This is a genomic window from Flavobacterium sp. GW823-FHT06G12 (assembly GCF_058794775.1).
In genome coordinates this window covers 96,826-113,739 of record NZ_JBXAHE010000006.1, presented here as the reverse complement: position 1 = coordinate 113,739, position 16,914 = coordinate 96,826, and the positions used below count along the sequence as shown (strand labels likewise).

14 protein-coding genes are annotated in these 16,914 nt (G+C 32.8%); 8 read left to right on the top strand and 6 right to left on the bottom strand.

Features of this window, described 5'->3' with window-relative positions; translation table 11 throughout:
* Window positions 1–3 precede the first annotated feature (3 nt).
* Together AC1Q5Z_RS21005 and AC1Q5Z_RS21000 are read left to right on the top strand one after the other, a co-directional pair.
* Window positions 4–1,794, top strand: a complete 1,791-nt coding sequence (locus AC1Q5Z_RS21005) for a RagB/SusD family nutrient uptake outer membrane protein (RefSeq protein ID WP_492446695.1) — start codon at window positions 4–6, stop codon at window positions 1,792–1,794.
* A gap of 47 nt (window positions 1,795–1,841) precedes the next feature.
* A complete protein-coding gene (locus AC1Q5Z_RS21000) occupies window positions 1,842–3,410 on the top strand; it encodes a DUF5123 domain-containing protein (RefSeq protein ID WP_492446693.1) in 1,569 nt (522 codons plus the stop codon).
* Between the two features lie 99 nt (window positions 3,411–3,509).
* Here the strand turns inward: AC1Q5Z_RS21000 and AC1Q5Z_RS20995 are convergent, their stop codons facing one another.
* The 4 genes from AC1Q5Z_RS20995 to AC1Q5Z_RS20980 all read right to left on the bottom strand — a co-directional run bounded on the left by AC1Q5Z_RS20995 (window position 3,510) and on the right by AC1Q5Z_RS20980 (window position 5,867).
* Entirely contained in the window at window positions 3,510–4,082 is a 573-nt protein-coding gene (locus AC1Q5Z_RS20995) for a pentapeptide repeat-containing protein (RefSeq protein ID WP_492446692.1), read from the bottom strand.
* 28 nt (window positions 4,083–4,110) lie between these two features.
* On the bottom strand, window positions 4,111–4,311 hold the full coding sequence (locus AC1Q5Z_RS20990; protein WP_343588516.1) for a hypothetical protein: 201 nt from the start codon (window positions 4,309–4,311) through the stop codon (window positions 4,111–4,113).
* A gap of 69 nt (window positions 4,312–4,380) precedes the next feature.
* The gene (locus AC1Q5Z_RS20985) at window positions 4,381–5,301 is read right to left on the bottom strand and encodes a helix-turn-helix domain-containing protein (RefSeq protein ID WP_343588515.1); all 921 of its coding nucleotides are present in this window, start codon (window positions 5,299–5,301) and stop codon (window positions 4,381–4,383) included.
* Between the two features lie 2 nt (window positions 5,302–5,303).
* Window positions 5,304–5,867 carry a DUF6642 family protein gene (locus AC1Q5Z_RS20980; protein ID WP_286970722.1) on the bottom strand — a complete coding sequence of 188 codons (564 nt, stop codon included), beginning with the start codon at window positions 5,865–5,867 and terminating at the stop codon, window positions 5,304–5,306.
* A 171-nt stretch (window positions 5,868–6,038) separates the two neighbouring features.
* Here AC1Q5Z_RS20980 and AC1Q5Z_RS20975 point away from each other — a divergent pair, with 171 nt between their 5' ends.
* The 5 genes from AC1Q5Z_RS20975 (at window position 6,039) to AC1Q5Z_RS20955 (ending at window position 13,907) form a co-directional block, all read left to right on the top strand.
* A complete protein-coding gene (locus AC1Q5Z_RS20975; protein ID WP_343588514.1) occupies window positions 6,039–6,644 on the top strand; it encodes a 5'-methylthioadenosine/S-adenosylhomocysteine nucleosidase family protein in 606 nt (201 codons plus the stop codon).
* 427 nt (window positions 6,645–7,071) lie between these two features.
* Window positions 7,072–8,874: a glycoside hydrolase family 2 protein gene (locus AC1Q5Z_RS20970; protein ID WP_343588513.1), complete on the top strand. Its 1,803-nt coding sequence runs from the start codon at window positions 7,072–7,074 to the stop codon at window positions 8,872–8,874.
* 96 nt (window positions 8,875–8,970) lie between these two features.
* Complete coding sequence (locus AC1Q5Z_RS20965; protein ID WP_492446689.1) at window positions 8,971–9,600, top strand: MgtC/SapB family protein; 630 nt, start codon at window positions 8,971–8,973, stop codon at window positions 9,598–9,600.
* 13 nt (window positions 9,601–9,613) lie between these two features.
* Window positions 9,614–10,135, top strand: a complete 522-nt coding sequence (locus tag AC1Q5Z_RS20960) for a GNAT family N-acetyltransferase (protein WP_343588511.1) — start codon at window positions 9,614–9,616, stop codon at window positions 10,133–10,135.
* Window positions 10,136–10,259: 124 nt separating this feature from the next.
* A complete protein-coding gene (locus AC1Q5Z_RS20955) occupies window positions 10,260–13,907 on the top strand; it encodes a hypothetical protein (protein WP_492446688.1) in 3,648 nt (1,215 codons plus the stop codon).
* 100 nt (window positions 13,908–14,007) lie between these two features.
* Here the strand turns inward: AC1Q5Z_RS20955 and AC1Q5Z_RS20950 are convergent, their stop codons facing one another.
* Window positions 14,008–14,808, bottom strand: coding sequence for a helix-turn-helix domain-containing protein (locus AC1Q5Z_RS20950; protein ID WP_492446686.1), 801 nt, complete (start codon window positions 14,806–14,808; stop codon window positions 14,008–14,010).
* Between the two features lie 67 nt (window positions 14,809–14,875).
* Here AC1Q5Z_RS20950 and AC1Q5Z_RS20945 point away from each other — a divergent pair, with 67 nt between their 5' ends.
* Complete coding sequence (locus tag AC1Q5Z_RS20945; RefSeq protein ID WP_492446685.1) at window positions 14,876–16,015, top strand: Atu1372/SO_1960 family protein; 1,140 nt, start codon at window positions 14,876–14,878, stop codon at window positions 16,013–16,015.
* Window positions 16,016–16,088: 73 nt separating this feature from the next.
* Here the strand turns inward: AC1Q5Z_RS20945 and AC1Q5Z_RS20940 are convergent, their stop codons facing one another.
* Window positions 16,089–16,904: a DUF4249 domain-containing protein gene (locus AC1Q5Z_RS20940; protein WP_233074205.1), complete on the bottom strand. Its 816-nt coding sequence runs from the start codon at window positions 16,902–16,904 to the stop codon at window positions 16,089–16,091.
* Between the last annotated feature and the right edge of the window lie 10 nt (window positions 16,905–16,914).

Genomic DNA, 16,914 nt, shown 5'->3' with positions numbered 1-16,914 from the left:
AAGATGAAACATAAAATATTAATAGCAGGAATGTTTGTTGCAAGCTTTTTTACTTCTTGCTCAGATGATTACTTAGATGCACCAGCAAAATCAACATTAGATGAATCAGTTATTTTTTCTAATCCAGGATTGGCTGAAGGCGCAATTGATGGAATAAAAATTCCTTTTGCAGAAACGAATTCATATAGAGGCCGTTATCTTCCTTTTTATGGTTTGAATACAGATACAGAATGGTATAACTCTTCTCAAACCGTGAGTGATGCGTCAGATTTGTGTACTTATGATGCACAATCGATTAATTCTCAAATGAATACAACTAATAATGCGTGGGCAATGATGTACTCAGGTATTGAACGTGCTAATATTGCTATTAGAGGTTTGCGTACTTACGGAAATCCAACTCCTGGATCGGAGCTAGGATATTTATTAGGTGAGGCATTAACTCTAAGAGCTATTTATTATGCCGATTTAGTAAAAGCATGGGGAGATGTGCCAGCAAGATTTGAACCGTTAAATAACGAAACTTTATATGTGTCGAAATCAAGTCGTGATGTGATTTACAAGCAGATTATTGCCGATTTAGGAGAAGCTGCAACATTAGTGCCTTGGCCAGGTGGAAGCGCAGCAACAAGTAGCGTAGAAAGAATTAATAAAGCGTTCGTAAAAGGATTCCGTGCTCGTTTGGCATTGGCTGCCAGCGGTTACCAGCAATATCCTGACGGTATTAGAAGAAGTACAGATCCTGAATTGTCTGTTGCAAATATGTATGCTCTAGCATTGGCAGAATCTCGTTCTGTTATTGCAAGCGGTTCTGCACATTTAGAGTCTTCATTTGAAACATTCTGGAAAAAATACAATCAAGAATATATCGTTGCAGGCGGAGAATCTCTATGGGAAATACCTTTTTCAGATGGTAGAGGGCGTATGTTGTTTACTTTTGCTGTAAAACATACTACAAACGACCAGTTTCATGCAAATGGAGCGAATCGTGGAGGAACTGCAGGACCACTTCCTACGGTTTTTTATGATTATGATCAAGAAGATACAAGAAGAGATGTAACATGTGTTCCTTATAAATATGGTACAGCGGTAAATAATGTTGCTAAGCAAGAATTAGGGGCATTAAATACTTGGTATTTTGGAAAATATAGATACGAATGGATGACTCGCTTTGTGACATCAACAAATGATGATGGAGTGAATAAAATTTATATGCGATACGCCGAAGTTCTTTTAATAGCAGCAGAAGCAGCAAATGAGTTAGAAGGTCCAGCAGCAGCAGCTCCATATTTAAAAGAAATTAGAAGAAGAGCATTTCCAGCAGCATCTCAGAATGAAAAGGTTGATAACTATGTGAATTTACTAACTAGTAAAGTAGCCATGTTTAATGCTCTTGTTGATGAAAACAAGTACGAGTTTACAGGAGAAATGGAGCGTAAACAAGCACTGATCCGTTGGAATTTACTTAAGACAAAAATGGATGAAGCTAAAGCTGATATGAGAGATTTGTCTAATCGTTCAGGAAATTATCAAGATGTTCCTACTACATTGTATTATAAATACAAAGCAGATAATGTTAGTCTTGATATTTATGGTTTGAACCGTGGAGAAACTACAAACCCGGGAGCAGATTATTCGCAATTTACATGGACTTGGACAGGTGCAACAGCAGATACTAAAATCAATACTTTATATAAACCTGGAGTAGATCCAAACAATAGACAATTCTGGCCAATTTGGAAAGTGTTTATTGAGAGTAGTAATGGAATGCTAACAAATGATTACGGTTATTAATAACAAGTGATTATAGTTAGTAACGTGAAAATTAATAAAGTATAATTATGAAAACAAAATATAAAGTAAAAGGATTTATTGCTGTAATGTTGCTGGCTCTGGCGGTTTCAAGCTGTGAGAGTTACAATGAAGCGGTTATTGACAGTTTAGATGTAAATAGGGCTTTTTCGCCAGTAGGCATCTCGGCCGTGGTTAGAAATAAAACTACAGTCGAATTAAATTGGACAGTTAAAGATGATGCAGATCATTATGTAGTAGAAATTAGTGCCGATGATCCTAATTTCGGTACAATTTATAAAACTTTAAATGTTGCTCCAACAGAACTTCCTGTGCAAATTGCATTAGAAGGAGAAACAGTTTATTCGTTTAGAGTAAAGGCAATTAGCGCTACAGGTCTAGAAGATTCTAAGTGGTCTATTGCTACTGCTACAACTTTGGCACCAGAGCTTTTCTTGCCTATTCAAGATGGAGATATAGAAGCTAAACAAGCTACATTGAGATGGACTCCTAATAATAGTGTTGCACAAATTGTTTTAAATTCAGGAGCAATAACGCATACTCTTACAGCGACAGAAAAGACAGAAGGAATTGCCATTATTACAGGATTATCTCCAGAAACAGCTTATACAGCAGAGTTAGTGAATGGTGCTAAAAAGAGCGGAAAAACAACATTTACAACAGGAATTGATATTGGAACAGGAATCTTAGTAAAAGCAGAAGATAATTTAAATGCTAAAATTAATGAAGCAGCTTCAGGATCTATTCTTGTATTAATGCCAGGAGATTATACTGTATTTACAGGCGAAGTAGTTTTGAATAAATCGATTACCTTAAGAGGACTTCGTAGTTATGATAAACCAAAACTGCATGTGAAGTTTACACTTAATGCAGGAACATCAAATCTTTCATTAATTGACTTAGATTTAGAAGGAACAGCTGTTGGTGATAGTAACTTTATTACTTTGTCTGGAGCAAGTACAAGTTATGGAGACATCTTAATTAGTAGTTGTAATGTTCATGATTATTTAAGAGCCTTGGTTTATGGAAATGCTGCTGCAGCAAAACTGAATTCGTTTACAGTTGATAATAGTATTGTTAAAAATGTAAATACAAATGCACAAGCTGATTTTATTGATTTCAGAAACACTTATGTTGCAAACGTCGTTGTGAAAAATAGCACATTTGATACTTGTTCTGTTGGACGTGACTTTGTTAGAGCCGATGCTGTTGCTCCTGCAAATGGTTTTTCGGGGACAGGATTGACAACAAATGTATTAATTGAAAGCTGTACATTGTATAAAGTATCAAATACTTCAGCGCCAAAGAGATTATTGTATTTACGTTTTGCGTCAAATGCATCAACGGTGAAAAACACATTAATTACATCAACAAGTGCAATTTATACAAACCAGCCTGCAACAACAATGCCTACGTTTAATAAAAATTATTATAATGATGCTGTAAGTTTTGTAGATGGTACAATTGTAAACAATAAAATTGATGCGTCTGCTACTAGTGTTAATCCACAGTTTGTAGATCCTGCAAATGGAGATTTCACAGTTAAAAATCAAACAATAATTGATAATAACATTGGAGATCCTCGTTGGTTAAAATAAAAATCGTGGTTGATTAAATAGAGAAAAGCGGGATGCAATTGAATTTGCAATCCCGCTTTTTATCTTTAGATTGAATTGAATAAAACTAAAAACTAAAAATTACTCAATAGATAAATCAAATTTTTGAAGTAAACCTGCAAGTGCTGTGTGTGAAACCTTTGTTCCTTTGATTTTATTTTCAGAAGGATCAAAAGCATAATTTCGAGAACTTCTGAAATCTGTTTTTTCTAGAATACTTTCCACGAAAGTGGCACCAGAAAGATCACAATTCTTAAAAACTGCCAGAGACAAATCGGTATTAGAAAAATCAGTTTCTTTTAAAAAACAATCTACAAAAGTAGTTTTCTTTAGCTTTTTGTAAATGAAAGTAGAATAGTCTAAAATGCAATCTTCAAAATTCATTGAAAACAGAAAACTATTGCAAGCACTAAAATCCAATCCCATTAATTTACAGCCAATAAACTTGATGTTTTTCAATCCGGTATTTCTTAAAGTTGCCAAAGAAAGGTTGCAATTTTTAAAAGTACAATCTAAAAAGTCGTTATGGCCTAAATCACTTTTAGAGAAATTACAGTTAATGAATTCGCAGTTTACAAATTCAGTATGGGCTAAACTTTGTTCCGAATAGTCGATCGTTTCAAAAGTGCGGTTTTGATATAATTTTGATTCCATTATAATTTTTATGAAGGCGTATAAAGTTTTATTCTAATTCGATGCATTCAAAAACAGTATTGTTTTGAAGCAGTTCTACAGCATTCAATTCGCTATCAATTCGTAAAATATTATCACAATCTTCGAGGTCGAAATTCCACTTAGATTCTGGTAATAATTGATTTAGTAATGCAGAAGCCGATTCGAATTTGGTCTGATTATCAACGGAAGTTTTAAAAACATAAATCATAATTTGCATTTTGAGGTAGCAAATTTCTGAAAAACACCCGCATATTTGTTAGGATTCTATAATCAATAATTAGGACTTATCAATCATTTTTCGGTATCGTATAGGAGAGATTCCTTCTGTTTTTTTAAAAAATCGGCTAAAGTAAGATTGATCTTCAAAGCCTACTTGTGTTGCAATTTCGCCCACAGAAAGTGTAGTTTGAAATAGTAAATATTTGGCCTCTAGTAATATGTTTTCGTCAATCCATTTAACAGCAGATTTTCCTGTTACGGTTTTAACGCATTTGTTTAAATGGTTTGGAGTAACATTTAATAAAGAAGAGTAGTAATTAACTTGGTGCTGCGTTTTAATGTGGTCATGAATCAATTCTTTGAACTTTGCTGTAATTGCTTCTGCTGCCGAAATGCTTTTAGAAGTTTTTACCGCATTTTTATTCATTTCATAAAACAGCGTAATCAAGTACGATTGCACAATATTCAAATCTGTAACAGTTGTTTCAGAATATTCCTTTTTCAATCGTTCTAAAATATTGGTTATTGGAGTAATATCTTCAGGAGCAAGTTTTATTTTTGGATTTCCCGAAATTTTTAAAAAATCAAAATCATTAAGAAGCTCGCGGCTTCCATATTTTCGAATCAAAATATCAGGATGAAACTGGCAGATGTAACCTTTATGAATATTGTTAACATTATCAAGCGAAAAAATTTGACCGGCCGGAACCATAATCATTTCGTTATCGGTTGTAATGTATTCTTGATAACCTAATTTCATAACATGCTGACCAGAAGAAATAAAAATCAAAGTATGGCAAGAATGTTTAGAAGGCGGAACTGGATGCTGCATTTGCATCATTTCTTCGATTTCAAGACAGAAAAAATGATCAGAATTCGACTTGAAAAGCAAATGAATAGGATTATCTTCTCCTAAAAACTTCTCTCGAAATCCTTTTGGGCCATAGGTTTTTATTTTCTCTGCTTGCTTCTTTTTCATTTTTAATAATATAATCTAAAATCAAGCAGTTTACACAGATTATAATGTTTGGTATAAAGATCTTCAACAACTTCAATTAGGTTGTCGTTTTCCTGATACAAACTAAAAAAAGCTTTGTCGATCGTGCTGCAACTTGCAATTTTATTGTAAGTCGAACCATACCCAGAAATAGCTCTAGCGCCAGTAATATCTAAAAAATATTGGGCTTCTTCTTCGTTTAAATCCAAAACCTTAAGATTGGCAAAATGAATGATTTTACCTTTCATTTTACCTTCAAACAATTCGGCAATTTCTTCAATGCTGTAATAATAATCGTGAAGACAGATATTGTTTTCCTGACCTGGCATTGCCAAATAAATAATTTCATAATCTTTGAAATTATGATCTTCATAAAGCAAAATATTCAGACTTTCTTCTAAACCTTCGATTGTGTCGCAAGTTTTATGAATGCTCGAAATACCTTGGTCAATAGCCAATTCTTCCAGACATTTTACCACATTGGTCGGCGTATGATCGTCTATATCTTTAACGCCTTCAAGGCAGAAAATAAATTTTTCATTATCCATGCAGTTATTCTTTCTGGTTTTAAACTTTTTTACTGGTTTTAGCAAATGTATTTTTTATATCATAAAATCCAATAGAGAAAACAGACTTTAACGTGTTTTTTTGATTTTAAATTTAGGTTACAGCTGCGTAAATTTTTAAGCGTATTTTTGTAAACCAAAAATAAATTACGCATGATACAAATTAACCAAACGGCATCTTTTGCCGTTGAAGATATATTATTCTGTTTTGCTCTTGAATCTGAAGCAGCAGAAGTTTTTAAAGGGCATAATATTTTATTTACAGGAATTGGAAAAGTAAATGCAGCTTACGAATTGACAAAAGCCATTCAAAAGAAAAGGCCTTCTATCATTATAAATCTAGGATCGGCAGGAAGTGGTTGCTTTCAAAAAGGCGAAGTAATTTGCTGTACCAAATTTGTACAAAGAGATATGGATGTTCGCGGTTTAGGTTTTGCATTATACGAAACGCCACTTTCTGGTTTACCGCCAGTTTTAGAATATGGTTTGTTGATGGATAATCTTCAAGAAGGAATTTGCGGAACTGGAGATAATTTTGAAATGGAACATTGTTCAGATGTCTACAATATAGTTGATATGGAAGCCTACGCTTTGGCGATGATTGCCATGAAAGAGAATATTCCGTTTTTAAGCTTAAAATATATTTCTGACGGAGCCGATGATAATGCCGCCGAAGATTGGACGGTTCAGGTTCATAAAGCAGCAATTGCTTATGGCAAAATTTTGGGATTGATTGAAGAGACAGAAGAAGCGGTTTAAAATTTGAGATAATCGCTTTTAAGAAAGTGCTCCAGCGGAGCAAAATATTTCTAGCAAATTAATACGAAAGTATAAAAAGCTCCAGCGGAACGAGACATAAGCCATTTCTTAATTGAAATGGCTTTTTTATTTTTAAGAGACAGTTCCAGCGGAGCACAATATTTATAGCATAATTTAAATCCTCAAAAACAAAAAGCTCCAACGGAGCGGCACATTAATTTTTATCGAGACATATAGTTTTCATGAAAATACAACCCACAATCAGCAAGAATGCTTGTTCTAAGATAAAACTGATAAGTATTTGATGGGTTATTTTGGACAATCAAAAGACAGTAGTTTACCGCTGCATTAGAGAAACTTTTTAACTTTATAGTTTTCATTTTTTAATGAAAAACGAATTAACTATTGAAACCAAAATGATTTTATTATGAAGAAAATTGCAATGCTGTGCTGTACTTTTTTGTTGATGGGAAAAACAATAGCTCAGGAAATTCCATTAGTAACTAATATTTCAGCTAGAAACAATATTACTTTAAACGGAAAATGGAGATATATTGTAGATCCTTTAGAAAATGGATATTTTAATTACCGTTTAGAACCTTTTAAAGACAATGGATTTTTCGAAAATAAAAAATGGAACACCACAGAATTAAGCGAATATAATTTTGCAACCTCAGCAGTTATGGATATTCCGTCTGATTGGAATTCGAAAGATCAAAGACTGTTTTTTTACGAAGGAACGGTTTGGTTTCAGAAAGACTTTAATTATAAGAAAGATGCAAAATCGAAAGGAATTCTTCATTTCGGGGCAGTCAATTATGATGCAAAAGTCTACGTGAACGGAAAATTGGCAGGAACACACATTGGAGGTTATACACCTTTTAATTTTGATGTAACCGATTTGTTAGTTGACGGAAACAATTTTGTAGTAGTAAAAGTCGATAACAAACGCCATAAAGACAACGTGCCAACGGTAAATATGGATTGGTGGAATTACGGCGGAATCACAAGAGACGTAACTCTGGCTCAAGTTCCGAATACGTATATTGAAGATTATTTGGTTCAATTGGATAAAAAAGAAAAAGGAAAAATTTCGGGTTGGATAAAACTCAATAATGAAAGCGGAAATCAATCAGTTTCAGTTTCAATTCCAGAATTAAAAATCAAAAAGAAAGTTACAACAGATGCTAAAGGAGTTGCCTATTTCGAAATAAAAGCCAATCCTGTTTTATGGACGCCCGAACAACCAAAATTGTACGATGTAACTATAGGTAAAGCAGATGAAAATATTACTGATAAAATTGGGTTTAGAACTATCGAAACCAAAGGCAAAGAAATTCTATTAAACGGAAAAAAAGTTTTTTTGCGAGGAATTAGTATTCATGAAGAAGCGCCTTTTAGATCTGGAAGAGCTTGGTCTCAAGAAGATGCCATTACGTTATTGACTTGGGCAAAAGAAATGGGATGCAATTATGTTCGTCTGGCACATTATCCGCACAACGAAAACATGGTTAAAGAAGCCGAAAAAATGGGATTGATGATTTGGTCTGAAGTTCCGGTGTATTGGACAATTTCGTGGACAAATCCAAATACATATGCCAATGCCGAACGTCAGTTGCACGATATGATTTACAGAGATAAAAATCGTTGCGGAATTGTAATCTGGTCAATTGCCAATGAAACGCCACACGGCGATGACCGAGATGCTTTCTTAAGCAAACTGGCAAAATATGCGCGTACGCAGGACAATTCTCGTTTGATTAGCATGGCGATGGAAGTTACTTCGAGTTCGAATAACATCAATACACTTCATGATAATATGAATGAATATGTAGATATCGTAAGTTTCAATCAATACTTAGGTTGGTACAGAGGAACTAACGAATCTTGCAAAGACATGCAATGGGTAATTCCATATAACAAACCCGTTATTATAAGTGAATTTGGAGGCGAAGCGTTACAAGGTCTTCATGGCAATAAAAAAGAACGTTGGAACGAAGAATATCAAGAAGAATTGTACATTCAAAACACACAAATGTTCAACAGAGTTGAAGGTCTAGCAGGAGTTTCGCCTTGGATTTTAGTCGATTTTAGATCACCAAGAAGACAGTTGCCGAATATTCAGGATTTCTTCAATCGCAAAGGTTTAATTTCTGATCAGGGAATTAAAAAGAAAGCTTTTTATGTCATGAAAGATTGGTATGCAAAGAAAGAACAAGAATATAAATAAGTTAAAAATTTAGATAAAGGGAAAAGCCTTCAAAGTTTAATTTGGAGGTTTTTTTGTGTTTTTTATGTAATTTTATTTGAAAAATAGAAGACTTTAATGGAACTAGAAATTATCATAAGATTGCTTTTAGCAGCATTTTGGGGCGCTTTAATTGGGGCCGAAAGAGAATACAGAGGAAAAGCAGCTGGTCTGCGCACCACAATAATGATTTCTGTTGGAGCTTGTTTCTTTACTTTAATGTCACAATGGATCGGAGGAGCAGGAAATCCAGACCGTATAGCTTCTAATATTGTAACAGGATTAGGTTTTCTTTGCGCAGGAGTAATTTTTAGATCAGACAACCACGTTTCGGGTATTACGACCGCGGCGACAATTTGGTCGGTTGCGGCTGTAAGTATGGGAGTTGGCGCGGGTTATTACTTTGCTTCGGCTTGCGCGGCACTTATGATTCTTATAATTTTAACGATGCTTACCATTCTTCAAGATAAAATTGACCTCATCAACGAACATAAAACGCTCAGAATAACCTTTAAACGTTCAGACGCAGGACACGCAAGATGCAAAGAACTTTTTTCGACTTATGGTATAAAATCTAAACTGTTAGTGCAACACCGTAATATAGACCATATTATTTTAGAATGGCAAATACATGGTTCTAAACATGCCATAGAATCCTTATATGCTGCGCTTTTGCAAGACCCAATTTTTGAAGAATTAGTTTTATAAAAAAATAAGAATAATGAATTTTAATTTACAACCCGTTTTAGAAAATGATCTCTGCATTCTATCTCCTTTAGAAGAAAAAGATTTTGATGCATTATATAAAGCAGCTTCCGATCCTAAAATTTGGGAACAACATCCAAACAAAGACCGATGGAAAAAAGAAGTCTTTGAAAATTTTTTTGAAGGTGCTATTAAAAGTAAAGGAGCTTTTAAAATTATAAACAAAGAAACCGGAGAAGTTATCGGAAGTACACGATTTTATGATTTTGATCAAGAAGACGATAGTATTTTTATTGGCTATACTTTTTATGCTGTTTCGTGCTGGGGAAAAGGCGTGAATCAAAGTGTAAAAAAGACTATGCTGGATTATCTTTTTCAATATGTGTCCAAAGTGAAATTTCATATTGGTTCAGAAAATATCCGTTCGCAAATTGCAATTTCGAGAGTAGGAGCAAAAAAAATAGCTGAAGAAGAAGTGGCTTATTTTGGAGAAAAACCAAAGTTGAATTTTGTTTATCAGATCGAAAAAACAAATTAAAAACTGTTTCTAATATCTCAAATTACTGGTGTCTTTTGATTTTTTGTTTTATCACAAAACTATTTTATTTAAAAAGTTAAATTAAGATTACAATTCTTACATTAGCCAATTCAAAATTTGGACTATGGAGAATTTTATTCTTTTATCATTAATTGCATGTGTTGTCATTTTATTTAATAATTTTTCGAAATTAAAGAAGGAGAATGAATTTTTAGATTCTTCTTATTCAAAGATTAAGGAAGATTATAAATCTTTGAAAAAAGAAATTGAAGAAATAAAAAATCAGCTGACTCAACCTGATTTTAAACCTGGAGACTTGACTTCTATAGCAGAAGAGATTGAAATAATTTCTGAACCTATACCCGAAAATATACCTTTAATTATTCCAGATGCTGCTTCTCTTATTGACGATATTTCTCAAGAAAACAATATTGTAGCAGCAGAAATTTCAGAAAGTCCAATATTAGTTTCAGATACTTTAACAGCTGATTCCTATAACGAAATTGAAGCAAACGAAAATTCTCAGTTTGTAGAAAATTTTGAAACGCTTCCTATAAACAAAGAGACTGTAAATGATGATTCGAAAGAATTTGAAGAAGAGAAAATTTATGTAGAAAGCGCTTTTTCAGTTTTAATCAAAAAATTAGAACAGCAATTTGCCGAAAACTGGACAGGAATTCTTGGAACCGCAATTATGGTGTTAGGAATTGGTTATCTGAGTATTTATACAGCATTGAAAGTTTCGCCAATGTTCCGTGTATTAATTCTTTGGTTGTATGCTGGAATTTTAGCTGGATCTTATTATTTTTTAAAGAAGAAAGAAAAATGGTTCAAAACAGGACTTTGGCTTCGTAGCGCTGGAGCAAGTTTATTCTTGTTTGGCTGTTTTGGTGCATCGCAAATTCCGGCTCTTACATTTATAGATAATATTCCCCTTGCGTATTCGCTTATTGGAATCGGAATCGGAATCAATTTGTATGTGGGATATATTATTAAGCAGCAAACCTTTTTATCGCTCCATACTATTTTGAGTATTTTAATTCTCTGCGTAATTCCCGAAAAACTATTAATTACATTTTTACTAGCGTCACTCACTGCAACAGCGGGAATTATTTTATCGTACAAAGAAAAATGGGAGTATCATTTACTAATTGTTATTTCTGGTTTTATAATATTTGATATTTGGTTTACACAAGGCACAAATGCGTTAAGCAAGTCTCAAAATATCTTAGCTATAATCGGTATTGTTTTGGTTTCGGTTAGCTGTATGTATATGCAATACAGAAGTATTTATGCCAATACAAGATTTGATAAAATTGCCTTTGTAACGCATTTAACAAATTGGATTTTATTTGCTTTAGGCCTGGTTTTGCATTCAACCGGAAGCAGAATCAAAATTTTTGTTTTGCTGGCCGCGGGTATTCTTTGCCTTTTTGCTACACTATTTGCCAGAAAGAAAAAGATTTTCTGGCTGTATCATCTTGACGGAATGGTTTCGTTTGTACTTTTTGCGTTAACCATTTTTATGCTTAATGATTGGAAAGTAGGTTATGATATAATCGCATGCGGATTGTACTTCTTAGTGGTTACATGCCTAATAATTGTTTACAAAAGCAAGGAAATTTTATTGCATAAAATATTTTTAGGACTCAATCATGCTCTAGGGGTTTTTATTTTAGGATTCTTTATTTTGCACATCAATCCATCCTCAGTACAAACCAACATTACAAATATCTTTGCTTCCTTAATTGTGATGATAGTAGCAACATTATCAGTTTCTGTTTTTTGTGTTGCAAGAAAAGAATTTTTAGAAACAGATGTTTTCGTTTTAAAGAAAGATTTGAGCTTAAATGGAATTCTCTCTATTCTGTTTTCGATGTTCTTTTTCATAAGCTGGTATCATACAATCGAAATTTCGTTCTATTATCCGCTTGTGTTTATTGCTTTATTGTGGTGTCTTTTGCGCTTCAAATTCAAAACAAACACATTTGATATAGGAAGATTTACTTTTTTAAACATTGCTATTGTAGTAGGTGTAGTATTAATTGCTATAGAAGCAAAATCTAATTTAGATATTTTTTATGCTCTAGGAATTATTGCTGTAATTATAGCAAACTGGTTTGTAAAAGAATTTTATACAGATAAAAGCATCATTAAAACAATTAGCATTGTGGGTGCAAATGCGTTACTTGTTTCGCTTTCTTATAAATATCTGTTTTTAGGAAATATTGTTCAAATTTTGCCTTGGATTGCGATTGCTTTATTAAACCATGAATTTCTTTGGCTTCAATTTAAGCGAAAAACACTTTCTTCAGACAACCAAATTCTGCTGTATCTATTTTGTGCAGTTTTTTTAATCTTCGGAAATGCTTTGTTTTTATATAACACCCAATTTTTAAATACTATCGAAATTGGATTGATTGCTTTGGGACTTTCTGCTGTCGAAGTTTATATTTTGTTTGCAGATAAAATAAGAAACAAGTCAAACGAGGTTATTTCTGGATGGGGAAGTTTCCATACATTAAATTGTGAGCTGATACTTTTTAATGCTTTAATTTTTGGTTTCTCTTGTATTGAACTTACCTATATTCCAATATATTTAGGAGGTTTGGCTATATTAATTTTTTGGATTTTTCAGAAAATTGAAAAATTTGAGCGTTACAACATTTATTCGTTTGTACTATTAATTGGAACAATATTTTTAAGTATTTATCAGGCCATTTTTGATGCCAATCTTGATAATAGAATTATACTTTATAGTGTGCAAGCCTTATGCGTTTTGCTATCTGTAGTTTATTATTATTTGCAAGTAAAAAGTACAAGAGAAGCAGGTAAAATGTTTATTTCAGTTTTACCGATTGTTCAAAACTTATGGATCATAACTTTATTATTTATTCAGGTAGAAATTGCTTATTTGCCAACTATATTTATGCTTTTGGCCATCTTGAATTTTGGTCTGATTTTATACAGAAAGATAAATTTAGCTCCAGAATCGATTTTAATTATTTCACTTTTGTCCATTTTAGTTTCTGCTTTTTACAGCGTCAAAAAGCTTAATGATTTTGATTTGATCGATTGGGGATTACAGCTATTGAGTGTGGCTTTATTGATTGTCTTAGTTATCCTGATCAAGAAAAAAGATTTCATAAAAGAATTGAAAGTAGATTTTCAAATCGTCATCAATCTTTGGCTTTCTACAATTATGTTTGCGCAATTAGAGCATAAATGGCTTCCTGTATTTTGGGCCTCAACTGCTATTGTAAATAGTATTCTTTATTATAAAAAAATAGGAAACAAAAAGGAAATCAGTATTGTGTATTACTTACTGGCCAATTTTCATTTGGCTTTTGTAAGTTTCAATTATTTTGAATCTAGATTTGAATTTGTATACCTTATTATATTTGCGTTACTGGCGCTATACATTTTTATTGTCTATAAATATATCGAAGATTTCGAATTTAAAAACAGCATTATTATTTATCCAGCTACTTTTAGTATTGGTTTATTTTTGTTCCTTACATTCGATAAAGGAATCTTAACCTTCTTCTGGATATTAGAATCTCTAGGATTGCTTATATTAGGTATTCTTCTTAAAGAAAAATATTTTAGATATGTATCATTGTCTTTGGTAGGAATTTGTGTTATACGACTCATGTTTTTTGACTTATCAAACGCAGATTTCCTAATCAGAGCTATGGTTTTATTAGGAGTTGGAATAATACTTTTAATTATGAATACGCTATTTAAAAAATACAAAGAACGATTTGATTAACATAAATCTTTCTCAATAAAAAGAACCACAAATTCAAATTAATGAATTTGTGGTTCTTGTGTTTTAGACCTGATTTAATTTATTTTTTTTAGCTAAAATATCATTTCCTAAGTTTTGGTTTTTCTTGAATTATATTAAAGTAAGAAGCGCTAAAAGCAGATAAACTTTTATAGCCGACCAAATGAGCAATCTGACTTAAAGTATATTGTTTGGCATCTAAAAGTTCAATGCTTTTTAGAATACGAATTAGCTGCAAATATTTTTGAAGCGTAATATTTGTTTTCTGTTTAAAAATCCTTTGCAAACTGCGAACCGACATTTGGGCTAGATTGGCCAATTCGTCAATTTCAAAAGCATATTGATAATTTTTGTTGATGTAATTGCAAACAGGAATCAAACGGTCATCTGCAGGAATTGGAATTTGTAAGGCATTGTTTTCTTTGCAAAAGTTAGGAAGACTCGTTAAAATCGCTTTTAAGAAATTGGCTTGTTCTTCATTTTCTGTTAAAAGTTTATCCCATTTTTGAGCATAAAGAATCATTTCTTTTAAAACATTGGGAGCCGAGAAAACATGTACATTTTGAAAAAAATCTTGCGTGGGAACAGATTTGAATAAAGCAATTATCAAGTTTACGGTTTTAGATTCTGAAGAAATGCGATGTTCTTTTTTGGTCGGAATCCAGATAACATGGTTTTGCGGAACTAGATAAGTCTTTTCTTCAATATGAAAATATTGATAGCCTTCTTCTACATAAGTTAATTGGTAACGTTCATGCGTGTGCAGATATTCGTCATGTTGCCAGTTTTGGTCATACCAAACATAAGCGTTTGTTGATATATTGTCTAGAAATTGACCTTCTGTTGGTTCAGATAAGCCACATTTTAAATTGGCGTTTTGCATGTACTTTTTGGCAAAGTTAATAAAAACGTCATCGCTAATTTTGTAAATGAATATAATTTACAATAACATGAATAAACTACATCTCTTTTGGATAGGTATTTTGACAGTATTAGTGATCCATACAAGTGAAGCGCAGAATAAAAAAACGAATATATTGGTACTTATACATTCTGACAATGGCGGAACTTGCGAATTGGCAAAAGAAATTGCTAAAGGAATCGAGAGTGACCCAAATGCTACAGCAATTATAAAACAAGTAAAAACGGCAACTAGTTCAAAATTAAAAGAAATTCCAGTTGCAACGGTTGAGGAGTTACCATCGTATGACGGAATCGCGTTTGGTTCGCCAGTTTATTTTGGAAATATTAGTACTGCCATGAGTGAGTTTCTCTCTAAAACAGTCAATTTATGGACGAATCATGCTTTAGAAGGAATGCCTGCAATGGTTTTCATGTCGGCAGGAAGTGGCGCTGGAAAAGAATTGGCTTTACAGTCTTTTTGGAATAGCTTGGCTGTGCATGGAATGGTTTTGGTTTCAAACGGAATTAGAGGTAATGAAAAAATCGACAAGAAAATTCCACAGGGAAATTCTGTTTTAGGAACCACAAGTTTGGCTTCCTTAAAAGATGTTGAAAGACCAACAAAAGATGAACGTTATTTAGCCGAATTGCAAGGAAAAAATTTTGCTAAAGTTGCTTCTGCTTTAAAAGGAACTTTTGCTAAGAAAGAAATAACAGTAAAACAAGAATCTTCAATTAATGCTATTTTAAAATCGAAGAATATTGTATTGCCGCAAGTGCCTAAACCAGCAGGAAATTATCAGCCATATGTTCGTACAGGAAATTTGATATTTATTAATCAAGTGGCTTTAAAAGATGGAAAAATCCTGAATCCAGGAAAATTAGGATTGAATGTAGATGAACAGCAAGTTAAAGACGCAACCGAACAGACAATGCTAAACGTAATTTCGGTTTTGAATGAAGCAGTTGACGGAGATTTAAACCGTGTAAAACGTTGTGTGCAATTGACAGGGATTTTCAATACCAAAGACGATTATACCAAACACGCCGATTTAATGAACGTTGCTTCAAATCTTACTGTTGAAATTTTTGGCGAAAAAGGAAAACATGCTAGAGCGACTTTCGGAGCTTCATCAATTCCTGTAAATTCTTCGGTAGAAATACAAGCTGTTTTTGAGGTAGAATAAAATTAGCTTAAAAAGAAAAACTCCTTAAATGTTTTATTTAAGGAGTTTTTGAATTTATGAAATGGTTGTTTATTTATTTCACCAAGTAAGGAACCTGATCTGCTTCGCAAAGTCTAAAATAGCCCAAAGCAAAATTAGTAGCATCGGTTGTATTTACAATGTTTCCTCTAATATTTCCAGGAGGAATAGAAAACGGATTAGAATTTGAAGCTTCTAGAATTAATTTCCAATAATTATAGAAATTTTTAGAAACACCTCTATGCGTAATTGTTACAGTCGTTCCCGTTTTTATATCGTCTTCATGAGAATATCTTGTACTGATTTCGTTTCCGTTATAAAATTCATCATTTGTGATTTCATATTCTGGATAAATCAAAAATGAACTTTGATAATCAGTCACATAATAATTGGTTTGATCTGCAGGATCAGTGTAATAAAAAGTCAATTCAATGATATCTGTTCCGTCAAAATCTTTAACAATATTTTGCTCCACTTTATTAATTGGAGTTACAGAAGTCAATTTTTCAACAGCTGTAAAACTTTGGCCTTCGGCATCAACAAATAATTTATAATCAGCATTAAGTACAGGAACAAAATTGGTGCATTTGTACACTCCAGCTTCGGTTTCGTTAAAAGTAAAAGTATCGCCATTACCGTTTTCTACTCGTACCTGCGCACCCGAAACTTTTGGCGTCGAGCCGCTGTAGTAAGGAGCTGTTTTACTAATTTTTATAGTTTGTTCTTTCCCGTCGGTTCCTTTTTTCCAAATAATTTCAGCATCAATAACCAGTTTGGTTTCACCAGTTGGCAAATCAAGATTGACCACATCTTCGCATGAAGCAAAAGAAAAAACAAAAAGTAGAGTTATTAATGCCAGTGCTTTGTTCATTATGTGTTTT

Excerpts from the sequence above, each read along its gene's own strand:
- AC1Q5Z_RS21005 (WP_492446695.1), top strand. The coding sequence starts at position 4 with ATGAAACATAAAATATTAATAGCAGGAATGTTTGTTGCAAGCTTTTTT.
- AC1Q5Z_RS21000 (WP_492446693.1), top strand. The coding sequence starts at position 1,842 with ATGAAAACAAAATATAAAGTAAAAGGATTTATTGCTGTAATGTTGCTG.
- AC1Q5Z_RS20995 (WP_492446692.1), bottom strand. The coding sequence starts at position 4,082 with ATGGAATCAAAATTATATCAAAACCGCACTTTTGAAACGATCGACTAT.
- AC1Q5Z_RS20990 (WP_343588516.1), bottom strand. The coding sequence starts at position 4,311 with ATGATTTATGTTTTTAAAACTTCCGTTGATAATCAGACCAAATTCGAA.
- AC1Q5Z_RS20985 (WP_343588515.1), bottom strand. The coding sequence starts at position 5,301 with ATGAAAAAGAAGCAAGCAGAGAAAATAAAAACCTATGGCCCAAAAGGA.
- AC1Q5Z_RS20980 (WP_286970722.1), bottom strand. The coding sequence starts at position 5,867 with ATGGATAATGAAAAATTTATTTTCTGCCTTGAAGGCGTTAAAGATATA.
- AC1Q5Z_RS20975 (WP_343588514.1), top strand. The coding sequence starts at position 6,039 with ATGATACAAATTAACCAAACGGCATCTTTTGCCGTTGAAGATATATTA.
- AC1Q5Z_RS20970 (WP_343588513.1), top strand. The coding sequence starts at position 7,072 with ATGAAGAAAATTGCAATGCTGTGCTGTACTTTTTTGTTGATGGGAAAA.
- AC1Q5Z_RS20965 (WP_492446689.1), top strand. The coding sequence starts at position 8,971 with ATGGAACTAGAAATTATCATAAGATTGCTTTTAGCAGCATTTTGGGGC.
- AC1Q5Z_RS20960 (WP_343588511.1), top strand. The coding sequence starts at position 9,614 with ATGAATTTTAATTTACAACCCGTTTTAGAAAATGATCTCTGCATTCTA.
- AC1Q5Z_RS20955 (WP_492446688.1), top strand. The coding sequence starts at position 10,260 with ATGGAGAATTTTATTCTTTTATCATTAATTGCATGTGTTGTCATTTTA.
- AC1Q5Z_RS20950 (WP_492446686.1), bottom strand. The coding sequence starts at position 14,808 with ATGCAAAACGCCAATTTAAAATGTGGCTTATCTGAACCAACAGAAGGT.
- AC1Q5Z_RS20945 (WP_492446685.1), top strand. The coding sequence starts at position 14,876 with ATGAATAAACTACATCTCTTTTGGATAGGTATTTTGACAGTATTAGTG.
- AC1Q5Z_RS20940 (WP_233074205.1), bottom strand. The coding sequence starts at position 16,904 with ATGAACAAAGCACTGGCATTAATAACTCTACTTTTTGTTTTTTCTTTT.